Genomic DNA, 15,030 nt, shown 5'->3' with positions numbered 1-15,030 from the left:
CCCGATGCAGGTAACACGCCGCAGACGGCGTGCCGCGAAGCGCGGGCCCGGCCGCCATCGGCTGCGCTACGCCACGGCAGGCTCCGCCGCGCTCGTGCTGGTCGCCACCGGCACCGGTGTCGGTGTCGCGTCGACGCAGCAGTTCGGCGAGGACCAGGTCGGCCAGGTCACCGAGAACGGCCAGGTCGTCTCCGCCGACCAGTACCTCAAGCCGATCGGCGACCGGCTGGTGGTGAACAACGGCAAGATCATGGCGTCCTCGGTCAGCCCGGACGGCGGCCACCTCGCCGCGCTGACCACCGACGGCGGGATCGCGCTCACGATCGTCGACCTCAAGAACTGGAAGGTGCAGCAGCTCGTCGGCAACTCGGCGACGGCGAACCTGCGCATCGCGGGCAACGACGTCGGCCAGGAAGGCCCGTCGTACTCCCCGGACGGCAAGACGCTGTGGCTGGCCCAGACCGACGGCTACACCAAGTTCACGGTGAACCCCGACGGCACGGTCGCCGCTCCGGTGCCGGTCAAGATCCCGGCGGACGGCGCGAAGCACGCGCTGGTCGCCCAGGCCGTGTTCTCGCCCGACGGCTCGACCGTGTACTCGGCGGTCAACGGCCAGAACCGCGTCGTCGCCCTCGACGCGGCGACGGGCGCGATCAAGCAGAGCTGGGCCGTCGGCAACGCCCCGCGTGACCTGGTCCGCGTCGGCACCAAGCTGTACGTCAGCAACGAGGGCGGCCGCCCGGCGAAGCCCGGCGAGCCGACGCTGAACTCCTACAACACGCAGGTGCCGGCCAGCCAGTTCACCGGCGCCACGACCAGCGGCACGGTCAGCGTCATCGACCTGGCGAACGCGGCCGCGACGCCGAAGAGCATCGACGTCGGCCTGCACCCGACCGCGGTGTACGTCGGCAAGGACGCGCTGTTCGTCACGAACACCGCGAGCAACACCGTCTCGGTCATCGACACCGCCCGCGACCAGGTCGTCCAGACCATCGCGACCCAGCCGTGGCCGGAAGCGTCGGTCGGCTACGAACCGGACGGCGTGACCCTGACCGGGGACGGGCACCTGCTGGTGACGCTCGGCCGCGCCAACGCCGTCGCGGTGTACCGCTACAGCCGGGCGCAGGAGCCGGTCAGCTACGTCGGGCTGCTGCCGACCGACTACTTCCCGACGGCGATCACCACGGTGGGCCCGGACGTCGTGGTGTCCAACACCCGCGGGATCGACGCCCGCCGCCCGACGACGGCGGCCGGGCACGGCACCCACGACACGACCTCGAGCGTGCAGAAGTTCCGGCTGCCGGACGACCGCGCCGTCCGCGGGTACACCGCTCAGGTGTTCAAGCAGAACGGCTGGACCCACGACTCGGTCCAGGTGGCCACCGACCACGGCCACCGCAGCCCGGTGCCGGTCCCGGCGCGGCTCGGCGACCCGTCGACCATCAAGCACGTCTTCCTGCTGGTCAAGGAGAACCGGACCTACGACCAGGTGTTCGGCGACGACCCGCGCGGCAACGGCGACCCGTCGGTCACGCAGTTCGGCGAGAACGTGACGCCGAACCAGCACGCGCTGGCCCGGCAGTTCGGGCTGTACGACAACACCTACGACATCGGCACGAACTCCGCCGAGGGCCACAACTGGCTCATGCAGGCCGACAACCCGGAGTACACCGAGTCGTCGGCGGGGGAGTACCTGCGCAGCTACGACACCGAGGACGACGCCCTCGGCCACCAGAGCAGCGGGTTCCTGTGGACCGGCGCGCAGGCGGCCGGCAAGTCGGTGCGGGACTTCGGCGAGTTCCAGCAGTTCCTGACCAAGCCCGCCGGGGCGAGCTGGCAGAACCTGTACTGCGACGCCAGGAACATGGCGGCCACGGGTGAGCCGACGGCCTACCCGCTGGTGTCGTCGTCGCCGATCCCGTCGCTGAACAACGTGTCGGTGCCGGGCTTCCCGAAGTTCGACACGTCGGTGCCGGACGTCTACCGGTACCAGATCTGGAAGAACGACTTCGAGAAGAACGGGCCGGCCGACCTGAACATGTTCTGGCTGTCGAGCGACCACACCGGCGGCCCGCCGAACGCGGCCGCCCAGGTCGCCGACAACGACCTCGCCGTCGGCCGGATCGTCGACGAGATCTCGCACAGCCAGTACTGGAAGGACTCGGCGATCTTCGTCGTCGAGGACGACTCCCAGGCGGGTCTCGACCACGTCGACGGGCACCGGGCGCCGGTGCAGATCATCAGCCCGTACGCCCGGCACGGCGTCGTCGACAGCCACTACTACTCGCAGATCACGATGATCCGCACGATCGAGCAGATCCTCGGGATCAAGCCGATGAACCAGAAGGACAGCGCGGCGACGCCGATGAGTGCGGCGTTCCAGCAGAAGCCGGACTTCACGCCGTTCACGGCGCTGCCGAACCGCACGTCACTGACGGACGGGCTGAAGACCCAGCCGTCGTGCGGCCCGGACACCCCGGCCCCGGCGAACCCGGCCGCGGCGCCGGTGCCGTCGTCGGCGGTGCCCGCGGACAAGAAGCAGATCGCGGCGCAGTGGCAGGAGTGGACCACGCACCAGCGGCTGACCGGCCCGGACGCGGTGGCCGACTACGCCAACCCGGCGCAGATGAACCACTTCACGTGGTACCAGACGCACGGCTGGCAGCAGCCGTACCCGGGTGAGAACCAGGTGTACACCCCGGACCGGGTGCCGGGCGCGTACCTGCCGTCCGCGGAGTCGGACGGCTGATCCCGCACGGACCGGGAGGCCGCCACGCCGGGGCCTCCCGGTCCACTGGGCCGTGATGTGCGGCCTCCCCGAACGCCGCCGCGCCCTGCCGCACCGGCTGCACACCTGCAACCACCACCGCGGCCACACCGCACCCGCAGGCCAACCACCCGCCAGTCGCGTCCCCGACCTCGCAGGTCAGTACACCTAGTCCTCTTCGCACTCCACGCGGGCCCAGACGAGCTTGCCGTCGTCGTGGTGGCTGACGCCCCAGTCGAGGCAGAGCTGGTCGACCAGCATCAGGCCGCGGCCGCCGCCGCGGTCCGGGACCCGCTTGCGGGGTTCGCCCTTGCCCACGTCGGCCACCGCCACCGTCACCCGGCAGGGGGCGTGCTCGTGGTGGAGGCGCAGCTGCAGGGGACCGCCGCCGTGGACGTAGGCGTTCTCCAGCAGCTCGCCGATCACGATGAGCGTGTCGATCAGGTCCGTCTCCCGCAGTGTGCCCAGCTTGGCCTCGGCCCACCGGCGGGCGGCGCTCAGGCCCGTCCGGTCGGTGCCGGCGACGTCGAGTACGTGCCACCCGGCCTGGTCGGCTCCGTTCCAGCTCACGCGCACGGTGCGACTCCTCCTGCCGCCGCGCTCCCCCACGGACGCGGCATTCTCCGGGTCGGGCTTACCCGGTTCGGCGACGTTTACTCGTCCGATCGGGCGATTCACCGGTACCACCCGTCAGTCCAGTGTGGACGGACGGTTGGGGGGTGTTAGGGGTGCCCTGGCCGTTCGCCCCCTGGCGACCGTGGCCGCGAAACAGGGAAAGGCGGTCGCCCCCGTGGACCACACCGAGGAGAACCGGTTCCGCCGGTTCGCCGCGTCACCCGGCGCGCGGGCGCGGCTGGTCTGCCTGCCGCACGCCGGCGGCTCGGCCACCTTCTACTTCCCCGTCGCCAAGGCGCTCGCCCCGGACGTCGAGGTGCTGGCCGTGGAGTACCCCGGGCGGCAGGACCGGCGGCACGAACCCTTCCTGACCAGCATCGACGCGCTGCGGGCGCCGGACGGCCGTCCGCTGGCCCTGTTCGGGCACAGCATGGGCGCGATGGTGCCTACGAGACCGCGCGGCGGCCGGAGCGGGACGGCGTACCGGTCGCGGGACTGTTCGTCTCCGGGCGCCGCGCGCCGTCGCGGGTGCGGGACGAGAGCGTGCACACCCGGACCCGACGAGGGCGTCCTCGCCGAGCTGCGGCGGCTGAGCGGCACCGAGACCGGCCTGCTCGGCGACGACGACGTCGTCCGCATGATCCTGCCCGCCGCGCGCAACGACTACCGGGCCGTCGAGACCTACCGGCACGTGCCCGGCAAGCCGCTGGCCACGCCGATCGTGGCCTTCACCGGCACCGAAGACCCGATGGCCACCCTCGACGAGGTCGCCGACTGGGCCGGGCACACCGCGGGCGGCTTCGAGCTGGTCCCGCTGGACGGCGGCCACTTCTTCCTCACCCGCCACCAGGACGCGATCCTCCGCCGGCTGGCCGCCGACCTGGGCATCGTCCGCGTCTGACCTGGTTCAGCCCCGGACGGCGGTGCTGTCCAGGTAGGTCAGCACCGCGCGGATGCGGCGGTTCTCGTCGCGGCTGGCCTCGAGGCCGAGCTTGGCGAAGATGTTGCTGATGTGGTTCTCCACCGCGCCCTGGGTGACCGCCCGCTGCTTCACGATCGCCGCGTTCGACAGGTCCTGGGCCATCAGCCCGACGACCTCCGTCTCGCGGGCGGTCAGCGCGTGCAGCGGGTCGCGGTTGCGGGACAGCATCGGTCCGGGGGCCGAGCGCCGACGCCGTGATCGCCGCCGCCAGGTCGGCCACCGCCACCACCGAGGCGACCGCCTCGCCACCCGCCGCCCACGCCGGGTCCGTCGCCGGCCCCGGCCCGTCCGACGGCTCCGCCACGCCGCAGTGGACTCCGTCGCGGTAGACCGCGCACGTGCTGAGGAACAGCACGCCCGCGGTGCCCGCCCGCGCGGCCTCGGCGAGGACTACCTGCCGAAGGAGCGCGTCGCCGACGTCGCGGACTTCCTGGGAGGCGGTCCGGCGGGTGGCCGGCGGCGGCTCGGCGATCGACCCCGACGTCGTCGCCCAGAGTCCAGACGTCCGGCGCCTACGGCGGCCACCACGTCGTGTTCACGATCTGGCAGGCGTCCCACCAGGACCAGACGTACATGTGGTGCAGCGACGTGAACTTCGGCTTGGGAGATGCCCCCGGCCCGGCACCCGCCTACACGGGCGCCGGGCCGGCCTCGGCTCACGTCCTCATGGGACAGACAGGTCCAGTGCCTCGCGGTACCAGCCCGCCGCCTCCGCGAGGCGCGGGGCCAGGCCCGGCCCCGGGGACACGCCGGTCAGTTCCCAGATGCGGCGTTGTACGACCAGGCCAGCCACGGCGCCGACTTCTTCCGGGGCTACGTCAGCAAGAACGGGTTCGACCCCACCACCCAGCGGCTCGGCTGGGGCAACCTGGACTTCATCACGCAGACGGGCAAGTACGCCCCCGCCACGGACATCACGTTCACCGGAGGTGCATCGAGAACGTGCTGCCGAGGCTGGTTGTCTTCCACGGGCCAGGCGTGTTGAGGGAGTCGTTGCGCGCCAAGGCGTTGCTGCACAGCTGACCGTCGGGGGTCGTGCCCTGGAAGTTGCCGGCGAGCCCGTCCCGCAGGGCGCTCATCCAGTTCCACATCGTGTCGGCGTTGGCCTGGAAAGCCTGCCAGCACATGGGATCCTGCTGCTGCATGGCCGGGTTCGTGTGCTGGCTGCCCCAGTCCAGCCAGCACTGGTAAGCGCGCGTGGCGGGACTGACGATGGTGCCGTGCGCCGAAGCCGCCGGGACCAGGACGAACATGCCGGCCAGGGTGGCGAGATCAGCGGGAGGACGCTCCGCCGTCGGGTGACGGGCCTGGAGCTGCTGCGCATACGCATGGATGGGCCGCCATTCTCGGGATGAGCGATGGGTGATCCATGTGGGAGCGCTCCCAGTGCAGGCATCAGGGTATCGGGCACGTCGTGGAACTTCAACCAACAACGGCCACGACTCGTGACCGGGTGGTCAGCTGCGCCGGGTCAGGCGTGCGTAGACCTCGCGGGGTTTCCTGGCCCAGCGCCAGAGTTTGGTGGCGTGGACGCGGTCCAGCTCGGCTCGCAGGTGGTCGCGTTCGGCGGTGACGCGGGCGAGGTCGTATTCGACTTCGCCGGCGAAGGAATCGCAGTAGCGGGCGTGCGTGACCGGGACGGTGAAGTCCTTGTCGCGCGGGTCGAAGGAGACGGCGATGAGGCCGTCGCCGCTGACGGATTCGCCGATGGAGTGTTCGGCGATGACGTGCGCGCCGGCGGCCACCAGCTGCTCGAGGGCGTTCTGGTGGGTGAGCGGGTCGCCGGAGATGGTGTGGTGGTGGGTCGAGACGACGAGGAACCGCACGCGGCCGGCTTCGAGGTCACCGCGGGCGCGGTCGATGAGGACCGTCTCGGCACCCTGGACGTCGGCCAGGACGAGGTCGACGTGGTCGAGCCCGGTTTCGGCCATCAGGGACGCGAGATCGTGCTGGACGACGTCGTGGATCCGCCCGTCGCTTTCGGCGGTGAAGGCCAATGGCCGGCCGGGCTGGGCGCCGATGGCGGCCTGGACGAACCGGACGCGGTCCTGGTAGCCGTTGAGGGCGGCGTTGCGGCGGCCGACGTCGAGCCAGGCGGGGTCGGGTTCGAGCCCGACGGCGTGGCCGGCCGGGATGGCGTGGCAGAACCAGAGGCCGTAGTACATCCAGAAGCTGCCGAACTCGATCATGGCCGGTGCTCCGCCGTCGGCGGCGAGGCGTTCGAGGATGCGGTGGAAGACGATCTCTTCCTGGGGTTCGTGGTGGCCGCGCAGGGCACGGATGACCTCGGCCATCCAGGCGCCGTAGTAGCCGCCTTCTTCGACGAGCAGGCCGTTGTGCATGACCTGCACGCGCCGGCCGTCGTGCTCGCGGCAGGTGCCGGCGTCGGCGACCTTCGGGATGGCGTCGGCGTCGGTGCAGGCGGCGGTGGCCAGCATGCGGCCGGCCAGTGCCGGCTCGAACCCGGTGACGTCGGGGACCGGACGTTCCAACGAAACCTCCAAGAGCGGGAACCGGAAAGCCTAGAGCCCGCGGGCCGGAGCGCCGGCGCCGGACCGCCGCCGAAGTCAATAGTTGATGTGCAACAATCATTTCCGTGCGCGTCGCCGCCGGCACTCCGCCCGTCCTGTCGCCGCGTGGCCGGACCGTCGTGCTGCTGACCTGCTGCCTGAGCGTGGTCGTCGCCGGGCTGGACACCACCATCGCCAACGTCGCGCTGCCGTCGATCCGGCAGGCCCTGCACGCGCCGGTCAGCGGCCTGCAGTGGGTGGTCGACGCCTACACGCTCGTCCTCGCCTGCCTGGTGATCCTCGCCGGGTCGGTGGCCGACCGGTTCGGCAGGCGCCGGGTGTTCCAGGCCGGGCTCGGGCTGTTCTCGCTCGGCTCGCTGCTCTGCGGGCTCGCGCCGTCGCTCGGCAGCCTGGTCGCCTTCCGCGCGCTCCAGGCGGTCGGCGGGGCGATGCTGAACCCGGTGGCGATGTCGATCATCGCCACCACGTTCGCCGCCCCGGCCGAACGCGCTCGCGCTGTGGGCACCTGGGGCGCGGTGGCCGGGCTGGGCGGCGCCTGCGGCCCGGTGCTGGGCGGCCTGCTGGTCAGCGGCCTCGGGTGGCGTTCCGTCTTCTGGGTCAACGTGCCGATCGGCGTCGCGGCCGTCCTCCTGACCCGGCGGTTCGTCCCGGAATCCCGTGCGGCGCGCGGGAAGCGGTTCGATCCCCTCGGCCAGCTGCTCGTCCTCACGTTCCTGGGGCCGGTCACCGCCGCCGTCATCGAAGGGCCGCGGCACGGCTGGAGCTCACCGCTGATCGTCACGCTGTTCGTGGTGGCCGCCGTGTCGGTGACCGGTCTGGCCGTGACCGCGTCGCGGCGCGCCGACCCGCTGGTGGACCTGCGGTTCTTCCGCAGCCCGGCGTTCTCCGGCGCGGCGGTCGTCGCGGTGGTCGCGTTGCTGGCCGTGGGCGGGTTCCTGTTCCTGAATACGCTGTATCTGCAGGACGTCCGCGGCTACAGCGCGTTGCACGCGGGCCTGCTCACCATCCCCATGGCTGCGACGGGCGCGGCGTTCGCGATGATCTCCGGCCGGATCGTCGCCGCCCGGGGCGCGAGGCTGCCGCTCGTGCTGGCCGGGCTGCTGCTGGCGGCGGGCGCCGCCCTGCTCGCCGGGACCGGGCGCGAGACCGGTGTCGGCTACCTGGTGCTCGCCTACGTCGTCTTCGGCGCCGGTTTCGGTCTCGTCGGGACCCCGATGACGAACGCCGCGCTGTCCGGGATGCCGCGCGACCAGGCCGGTGTCGCCGGCGCGATCGCCTCGACGTGCCGCCAGACCGGCGGGGCGATCGGCGTGGCCGTGTGTGGTTCGATCGTGGCGGCCGGGTCGGCGGGGGCGAGCCGCGCCGCCTGGACCGTGCTGGCCGGCTGCGGCGTCGCGACCGTGCTGCTCGGCCTGGTCTCCACCGGACGCTGGGCGCGCGCCCGCGCCGAGCGCAGCGGCCGGCTGCTGAACCGCGAGTGAGGACGTGGCCCGATGAACCCCGGATCCGACAACGCATCGGCGACGCGTGCCTGGACGGAGATGGTCGCCTTCATCACGGGCCAGGACCGGCTCCGCGCCCTGCGGCTCGAGCTGGACCTCGGCGTGGGCAAAGCGGAACTGCTGATCAAGCTGGCGCGGGCGCCGATGACCCTGCGGGAGATCGCGCAAGCCGCCGAAGTGGACCCGTCGGCGGCGACCGTCGCCGTCGATCGGCTCGAACGGCGCGGCCTGGTCCGGCGGCAGCCGCACCCGGAAGACAAGCGCCGCCGGCTGGTCCACCTGACCGACGCCGGACTCCGCGCGGCCGAAGCCGCCCGGCGCATCCTCACCGACCCGCCGCCGGCCCTCGCCGCGCTCGACCGCGCGGACATCGCCGCGCTGACGCGGATCTTCGCCGCGTTGAACGCGGCACCGCCGGCCGGTTCCGCGTGATTTCGAAAGTTGACCGAAAGTTTTTGCCTGGCACCGAAGTAGCGTGTTGTGCTGCTCGCGGAAAGTGAACTTCATCGGATCGTCCAGGTCACCGCCGACCTGGTTTCACCGCCGGCGCGCGTCGCTCGCGGGGAATCGTCCTGCGGTGGCGGCTCCTGGGCGTGCGCCTGGAAGGAGACCCACGGATGGCGGGAAGATCGTCGAGCCGGCGCGGCGGGTGGTGGCGCTCGGCGGCCGGCCGGGTCGTGGCGGGGGTGGCCACGGTGGCCGCGGCGGCGGCCGTCCTGGTGACAGCGCCGGGCGCGAACGCCGCGGCCAGTACGCTCGGGGCGGCGGCCGCCCAGTCGGGCCGGTATTTCGGGACGGCGATCGCGTCGGGCAGGCTCGGCGATTCGGCGTACACCACGATCGCGGCGCGCGAATTCAACATGGTCACGCCGGAAAACGAAATGAAGATCGACGCGACCGAGCCCAACCAGAACCAGTTCAACTTCTCGGCCGGTGACCAGGTCTACAACTGGGCGGTGAGCCACGGGTCCCGCGTCCGCGGGCACACGCTCGCCTGGCACGCGCAGCAGCCGGGCTGGATGCAGAGCCTCGGCGGCACCGCGCTGCGGAACGCGATGATCAACCACATCCAGAAGGTGATGGCCCACTACCAGGGCAAGCTCGCCTACTGGGACGTGGTCAACGAGGCGTTCAACGAAGACGGTAGCCGTCGTCAGTCCAACCTGCAGAGCACCGGCAACGACTGGATCGAGGTGGCGTTCCGGACGGCGCGCGCGGCCGACCCGTCGGTCAAGCTCTGCTACAACGACTACAACATCGACAACTGGAGCTACGCGAAGACGCAGGGCGTGTACAACATGGTGCGGGACTTCAAGTCCCGCGGCGTGCCGATCGACTGCGTCGGCCTGCAGGCCCACTTCACGGGCGGCAGCTCGGTCCCGGCCAACTTCCAGACGACGATCTCCAGCTTCGCGGCACTGGGCGTCGACGTGGCGCTCACGGAGGTCGACGTCACGAACGCCTCGACGTCCCAGTATTCGGCGCTGACCCAGGCGTGCATGAACGTGGCGCGCTGCGTGGGCATCACGGTGTGGGGTGTGCGTGACAGCGACTCCTGGCGTTCCAGCGAAAGCCCGCTCCTGTTCGACGGCAGTGGCAACAAGAAGGCGGCGTACACGTCGGTGCTGAACGCGCTGAACGCCGGAGGCACGACGTCGACGCCGACGACAACGCCGACGAATCCGACGTCACCGACAACCCCGACCACGCCGACGACCCCGACAACGACCCCGACGACCCCGGGGGGCGGAAGCTGCACGGCGACGCTGTCGGCAGGCCAGGCGTGGAGTGACCGGTACAACCTGAACGTCGCGGTGACCGGCTCCAACACGTGGACGGTGACGATGACGGTGCCGAGCCCGGCCAGGATCAGCGCGACGTGGAACATCAACGCGACGTGGCCGAGCAGCCAGGTCCTCATCGCGAAACCCAACGGCAACGGCAACAACTGGGGGGTGACGATCCAGCACAACGGAAACTGGAACTGGCCGACGGTCAGTTGCAGCGTGTCCTGAGCGCGGAGCGGAAAACGCGGGGAGGCCGGCACACGCCGGCCTCCCCGCCCGCTACTTCAGGTGCCGGGCGAAGAAGCGGTTCACGTCGTCCCCTTCGAACCGGGGGACGCCGGTGTGGCCGCCCATGTTGGCGTGCAGCGTCTTCTCCTTCGACCCGAACGCGTCGAACAGCTCCAGGGCCTGCTGCCGGTCGTTTCCTTCGTCGTCCCACTGCAGCAGGACCAGCAGCGGGATCGTCACCCGCCGGGCCTCCTCGAACGTGCTCTGGGGCACGAAACTGCCGGCGAACAGCGCCGCGGCCGAGATGCGCGGCTCGACCGCCGCCAGCCGGGTGCCGATCGCCAGTACTCCGCCCGAATAACCCACCGGGCCGCCGATCTCCGGTAGCTCGAGGAGCGCGTCCAGGGTGGCCCGCCACTCCGGGACCGCCGTTTCGACCAGGGGCAGGACCAGCCGCTCGACGATCTCGCCGACCGGCTGGCCGTCCGCCAGCGCCCGGTGCAGGTCGGCTCGGGCCCGCTCGGCCGTCGCCGACCGGGGGCGGTCGCCGCTTCCCGGGAGCTCGATCGTGGCCGTCGCGTAACCCGCCGTTGCCGCCTGCCGGGCCCTGGCCGCCAGCCGGGGGTACATCTTGCCCAGCCCGCCCGGGTGGCCCAGCAGGATGAGCGGGGCCGGCGTGGACGTGGGGGTCCACAGGATGCCGGGGATCTCGCCGAGCGTGAATCCGCGCTCGCGGACGTCGCCGTCGAGGTGCTGTTCGTCGGTGAATCGCATGGTCGTGCCTTTCGGGAGTGACGGCGCTCCCGGAAGGGGTAGCAGAACGGCGGCCCGGAAGTCGTGCGAAAAAATCCCGGACGCGGTGTCGGATCGGCGCGGAGGTCTTCGTAGCAGGGGTGAGACCACCCGAGCGAAGGGAACCGCGACCATGAAGCTGACCACCGTGACGCAGCTGACCATCGACGGCGTCGTGCAGGGCAACGGCGGCGCGTCCGACGAAGACCGCCGGAACGGGTTCGACCGCGGCGGCTGGGTCAAGGGCGCCGGTGACGACGCGACCCGGGCGTTCATCACGCGGATTTACCAGCGCGCCGACGCGTTCCTGTTCGGACGGCGCACCTACGACCTGTTCGCCGGCTCGTGGGGCGTCCTGCCCGGCCACCCCATCGGCGCGGCCCTCGAAGCGGCCCCCAAGTACGTCGCCTCGACCACGCTCGCCACGCCGGAGTGGGCGGGCACGACCGTGCTCCGCGGTGACCTCGCGGCGGCCGTCCGCGAGCTGAAGGCCAAGCCCGGCGGCGAGCTGCAGGTGCACGGCAGTGGCACCCTGACCCGGTGGCTGCTCGCGTACGACCTCGTCGACGAGATGATCCTGCTCGTGGTCCCGGTGATCCTCGGCCAGGGCGCGCGGCTGTTCCCGGAGAACGGCCCGGACCGCCGGCTGGACCTGCTCGAGTCGTGGGTCGACTCGAAGGGCGTGACGATCCAGGTGCACCGCCCGGCCGGGCGCCCGCGGTACGCCACGGCCTGACCCACCCGATGACCCCGAACCCGAGCCGACCGGAGAGGATCCCCTGATGCAGTACCTGGTTTCCGTGATCGACGACAAGAGCAACCCCGGCAGCACGGACCGGCAGCCGGTGATCAGCGAGTTCAACGAACGGCTGATCGCCGAGGGCTACTGGGTCTTCGCGGGCGGGCTGGCGGACACCGACGCGGCCACGGTCGTCGACAACCGCGGCGAGCAGGCGGTGCTCACCGACGGGCCCTTCGTGGAGTCCAAGGAGTACCTCGCCGGCTTCTGGGTGTGGGACGTCCCCGACCTGGACGTGGCGCTCAAGCTCGCCACCGAGGCGTCGAAGGTCTGCGACCGCAAGATCGAGGTGCGGCCGTTCCGGTGAGCGACGTCGACGAGGCGGTGACCCGTGCCCACCGCGCGGAGTGGGCGCGGGTGGTGGCCGCGCTGACCAGGCGGTTCGGCGACCTCGACGTCGCCGAGGAGGCGGCGGCGGAGGCGTTCGCGGTCGCGGTCGAGCGGTGGCCGTCCGACGGCGTCCCGCCCAACCCCGGTGCCTGGCTGACCACCACCGCCACCCGCAAGGCCATCGACCGGATCCGGCGCGAGAACAAGCGCGACGACAAGCAGAAGGAGGCCCGGATGGGGTACGACGACGACCCGCCCGAGCCTCCCGGCGCCATCGGCGACGACCGGCTCCGGCTGATCTTCACCTGCTGTCACCCGGCGCTGGCGGTGGAGACCCGGGTGGCCCTGACGCTGCGCATGGTCGGCGGCCTGACCGTGCCGGAGATCGCGCGCGCCTTCCTCGTGCAGGAGACCGCCATGGGCCGGCGGATCACCCGCGCGAAGACGAAGATCAAGGCGGCGCGCATCCCGTATCGCGTGCCGTCCGCCGAGGATCTCCCGGAACGCGTCTCCGGCGTGCTCACCGTCCTGTTCCTGGTGTTCAACGAGGGCTACCTGGCGACCGGGCCCGGCACCGACCCGGTGCGCCAGGACCTGACCACCGAGGCGATCCGGCTCACCCGGCTGATCCGCGCCCTGCTGCCGGACGACGGCGAGGTGGCCGGGCTGCTGGCGTTGATGCTGCTCATCGAGGCCCGCCGACCCGCCCGGCTCTCGGCGGGCGGCGAGCTGGTCACGCTCGCCGAGCAGGACCGCGGAGCGTGGGACACGGCGTTGATCGCGGAGGGGCATCGGCTGGTGCGCGAGCGCCTCGCCGCGGCCGTCGCCGGGGCGGCGCCGGGCCGCTACCAGATCCTGGCCGCGATCAACGCCGTGCACACCTCGGTCCGCGACGTGCGCGACACCGACTGGTCGCAGGTGCTCGCCCTCTACGACCAGCTCGTCCGCGTCGACCCGTCGCCGGTCGTCGCCCTCAACCGGGCCGTCGCCGTCGCCGAAATCGACGGCCCGGAGGTGGCACTGGCGGCCGTCGACGGCCTCGAGCCGAAGCTGGCCGGCTACCACCCGTACCACGCGACCCGCGCCGACCTGCTGCGCCGGCTGGGCCGGAGCCAGGAGTCCCGCGCGGCCTACGACAAGGCCATCGAGCTGGCGGGCAACACCGCCGAAACCGCGTACCTGACCCGCCGCCGCGACCAGCTGCGGTAGCCGCCTACGGGCGACCGGCGTGCCGGGGCAGGAACCCGACCAGCACGAGCGCGACGCCGCAGAGTCCCGCGCAGACACCGAAAACCAGCTCCGCGGCGGAGAAATAGGACGACGTCGAAGGCTCTCCCACGCGGGCGAAGAACACGGTGCCGAGCGCGGCGACGCCGATGGCGCCGGCGAACTGCTGGGCGGCGTTGAGCACGCCGGCGCCGGTGCCGGCCTCTTCGGGGGTGACGTCGCCGAGGATGAAGTCGAACAGGGGGATGAACAGCAGGCCGGACCCGAAACCGGTGACCGCCAGCGCGGGGGCCAGTTCCCCGATGGTGATCGCGGCACCCCGGTGGGCGGCGGACCACCACAGGCCGAGCAGGCCGGCGACGGCGATGGCCAGCCCCCAGCGCAGGCCGGCGCGGCCGAGCTGCTCGGCGAGCACCATGCCGGAGGCCAGCGTCGCGACCGCGGTGCCCGCGGCCCAGGGCAGCAGCGCGAAGCCGGTGCGCAGCGGTGTCCAGCCCAGGCCCGACTGGAGCAGCAGGTTGACGACCAGGACGAACGCGCTGAGCGCCGCGTAGAACCCGCCGACGACCAGCAGGCCGGCCACGAACCCGCGCCTGCCGAACAGCGACGGGGTGATGACGGGGTGGCGGCTCCGGCGTTCGGAGACGGCGAAGAGGCCGAACGCCGCCAGCCCGGCGGCCAGCATCGCGTAGGTCCACGCGGGCCAGCCCAGCTCGCGTCCCTGGATGAGCGGCACGATCAGCAACGCCGAACCGGCGGTGAGCAGGCCGGCCCCGCGCAGGTCGAGGCGGGCGTCGCGGTCTTCGCCGCCGTGGCGCGGCAGGACGCGCAGGCCGAGTGCGGCGGCGAGGACGCCGAACGGGACGTTGATCAGGAAGATCGAGCGCCACCCGCTGCCGAACAGGTCCAGGTGCAGCAGCCAGCCGGCGAGGACGGGCCCGGCGACCGTGGCCAGCCCCATGATCGGGCCCATCGGCATCAGCGCCTTGCGCAGGTGCTCGGGCGGGAAGACGATCTTCACCAGCGCCATGCCCTGCGGGATCAGCACCGATCCGGACAGGCCCTGCAGCAGCCGGGCGGCGATGAGGAACCCGGCGCCGGGCGCGAGGCCGCAGGCCAGCGAGGCGAGGGTGAAGCCGGTCATGCCGAGCAGGAACAGCCGGCGGCGGCCGAGCAGGTCGCCGAGGCGGCCGGAGATGACCAGGCCGAGCGCGAAGGCCGCGGTGTAGGCGGACAGCACCCACTGCAGCGTCATGTCGCCGCCGCCGAGGTCGGCGCGGATGGCCGGACCGGCGAGGTTGGCGACGCTGGTGTCGATCAGGTCCATGAGCTCGGCGACGACCACGACGACCAGGACGAGCCAGGCCCGGGGGAGGGGAAGGGGTGCGGCCCGCGGCCGCTCGGACGAACTAAGTTCTACATTCACGAACTAAGTTCTAGGCGACGAACTTAGTTCGTGTCAAGGTAGGC

15 protein-coding genes and 2 pseudogenes are annotated in these 15,030 nt (G+C 71.9%); 10 read left to right on the top strand and 7 right to left on the bottom strand.

Annotated features, from left to right (window positions below; genetic code table 11):
- The first annotated feature begins 4 nt into the window (after positions 1-4).
- Positions 5-2,749 carry a bifunctional YncE family protein/alkaline phosphatase family protein gene (locus BT341_RS41640; protein ID WP_072481436.1) on the top strand — a complete coding sequence of 915 codons (2,745 nt, stop codon included), beginning with the start codon at positions 5-7 and terminating at the stop codon, positions 2,747-2,749.
- A gap of 186 nt (positions 2,750-2,935) precedes the next feature.
- Here BT341_RS41640 and BT341_RS41635 read toward each other — a convergent pair whose 3' ends face one another.
- A complete protein-coding gene (locus BT341_RS41635; RefSeq protein WP_245805275.1) occupies positions 2,936-3,337 on the bottom strand; it encodes an ATP-binding protein in 402 nt (133 codons plus the stop codon).
- 220 nt (positions 3,338-3,557) lie between these two features.
- Between BT341_RS41635 and BT341_RS41630 the strand changes: the two genes are divergently transcribed.
- Complete coding sequence (locus BT341_RS41630) at positions 3,558-4,283, top strand: thioesterase II family protein (protein WP_245805274.1); 726 nt, start codon at positions 3,558-3,560, stop codon at positions 4,281-4,283.
- Positions 4,284-4,289: 6 nt separating this feature from the next.
- On the opposite strand, the pseudogene BT341_RS41625 reads toward BT341_RS41630, so the two are convergent.
- Positions 4,290-4,511: pseudogene (locus BT341_RS41625) on the bottom strand (response regulator transcription factor); the annotation flags it as partial.
- 235 nt (positions 4,512-4,746) lie between these two features.
- Between BT341_RS41625 and BT341_RS48055 the strand changes: the two are divergent.
- A pseudogene (locus BT341_RS48055) lies at positions 4,747-4,858 on the top strand (DNA-binding response regulator); the annotation flags it as partial.
- 170 nt (positions 4,859-5,028) lie between these two features.
- Here BT341_RS48055 and BT341_RS47570 read toward each other — a convergent pair.
- Positions 5,029-5,157, bottom strand: a complete 129-nt coding sequence (locus BT341_RS47570) for a hypothetical protein (RefSeq protein WP_281256048.1) — start codon at positions 5,155-5,157, stop codon at positions 5,029-5,031.
- On the opposite strand from BT341_RS47570, the gene BT341_RS47170 reads away from it, so the two are divergent.
- Positions 5,137-5,349, top strand: coding sequence for a lytic polysaccharide monooxygenase (locus tag BT341_RS47170; RefSeq protein WP_425426453.1), 213 nt, complete (start codon positions 5,137-5,139; stop codon positions 5,347-5,349). The two genes, BT341_RS47570 and BT341_RS47170, sit on opposite strands and share 21 nt — an antisense overlap.
- Here the strand turns inward: BT341_RS47170 and BT341_RS41615 are convergent.
- Together BT341_RS41615 and BT341_RS41610 are read right to left on the bottom strand one after the other, a co-directional pair.
- On the bottom strand, positions 5,285-5,617 hold the full coding sequence (locus BT341_RS41615) for a lytic polysaccharide monooxygenase (RefSeq protein WP_245805273.1): 333 nt from the start codon (positions 5,615-5,617) through the stop codon (positions 5,285-5,287). The genes BT341_RS47170 and BT341_RS41615 overlap by 65 nt on opposite strands.
- 204 nt (positions 5,618-5,821) lie before the next feature.
- Complete coding sequence (locus tag BT341_RS41610) at positions 5,822-6,856, bottom strand: FkbM family methyltransferase (RefSeq protein ID WP_072482469.1); 1,035 nt, start codon at positions 6,854-6,856, stop codon at positions 5,822-5,824.
- A 104-nt stretch (positions 6,857-6,960) separates the two neighbouring features.
- Here BT341_RS41610 and BT341_RS41605 point away from each other — a divergent pair, with 104 nt between their 5' ends.
- From BT341_RS41605 to BT341_RS41595, 3 genes are all read left to right on the top strand, one after another.
- Positions 6,961-8,376, top strand: coding sequence for an MFS transporter (locus tag BT341_RS41605; protein ID WP_245805272.1), 1,416 nt, complete (start codon positions 6,961-6,963; stop codon positions 8,374-8,376).
- Between the two features lie 12 nt (positions 8,377-8,388).
- Entirely contained in the window at positions 8,389-8,829 is a 441-nt protein-coding gene (locus BT341_RS41600; RefSeq protein ID WP_084743159.1) for a MarR family winged helix-turn-helix transcriptional regulator, read from the top strand.
- 185 nt (positions 8,830-9,014) lie between these two features.
- Positions 9,015-10,412 carry a glycoside hydrolase family 10 protein gene (locus BT341_RS41595; RefSeq protein WP_072481434.1) on the top strand — a complete coding sequence of 466 codons (1,398 nt, stop codon included), beginning with the start codon at positions 9,015-9,017 and terminating at the stop codon, positions 10,410-10,412.
- Positions 10,413-10,463: 51 nt separating this feature from the next.
- On the opposite strand, the gene BT341_RS41590 is transcribed toward BT341_RS41595, so the two are convergent.
- Positions 10,464-11,186: a dienelactone hydrolase family protein gene (locus BT341_RS41590; protein WP_072481433.1), complete on the bottom strand. Its 723-nt coding sequence runs from the start codon at positions 11,184-11,186 to the stop codon at positions 10,464-10,466.
- A 151-nt stretch (positions 11,187-11,337) separates the two neighbouring features.
- Between BT341_RS41590 and BT341_RS41585 the strand changes: the two genes are divergently transcribed.
- From BT341_RS41585 to BT341_RS41575, 3 genes are read left to right on the top strand one after another with little or no spacing between them, the layout of a single operon-like run.
- On the top strand, positions 11,338-11,940 hold the full coding sequence (locus BT341_RS41585; RefSeq protein ID WP_072481432.1) for a dihydrofolate reductase family protein: 603 nt from the start codon (positions 11,338-11,340) through the stop codon (positions 11,938-11,940).
- A 46-nt stretch (positions 11,941-11,986) separates the two neighbouring features.
- Positions 11,987-12,310 (top strand): YciI family protein, encoded by a 324-nt coding sequence (locus tag BT341_RS41580; RefSeq protein ID WP_072481431.1) that lies wholly within the window; start codon positions 11,987-11,989, stop codon positions 12,308-12,310.
- Positions 12,307-13,542, top strand: coding sequence for an RNA polymerase sigma factor (locus BT341_RS41575; RefSeq protein WP_072481430.1), 1,236 nt, complete (start codon positions 12,307-12,309; stop codon positions 13,540-13,542). The genes BT341_RS41580 and BT341_RS41575 overlap by 4 nt, the downstream gene beginning before the upstream one ends.
- Positions 13,543-13,546: 4 nt before the next feature.
- On the opposite strand, the gene BT341_RS41570 is transcribed toward BT341_RS41575, so the two are convergent.
- Positions 13,547-14,986, bottom strand: a complete 1,440-nt coding sequence (locus BT341_RS41570) for an MFS transporter (protein WP_072481429.1) — start codon at positions 14,984-14,986, stop codon at positions 13,547-13,549.
- Between the last annotated feature and the right edge of the window lie 44 nt (positions 14,987-15,030).

The organism is Amycolatopsis australiensis (genome assembly GCF_900119165.1).
In the GTDB taxonomy this organism is placed as follows: domain Bacteria; phylum Actinomycetota; class Actinomycetes; order Mycobacteriales; family Pseudonocardiaceae; genus Amycolatopsis; species Amycolatopsis australiensis.
Note: the sequence above shows the minus strand (reverse complement) of the source record. Positions and strands in the feature narration are given on the sequence as shown.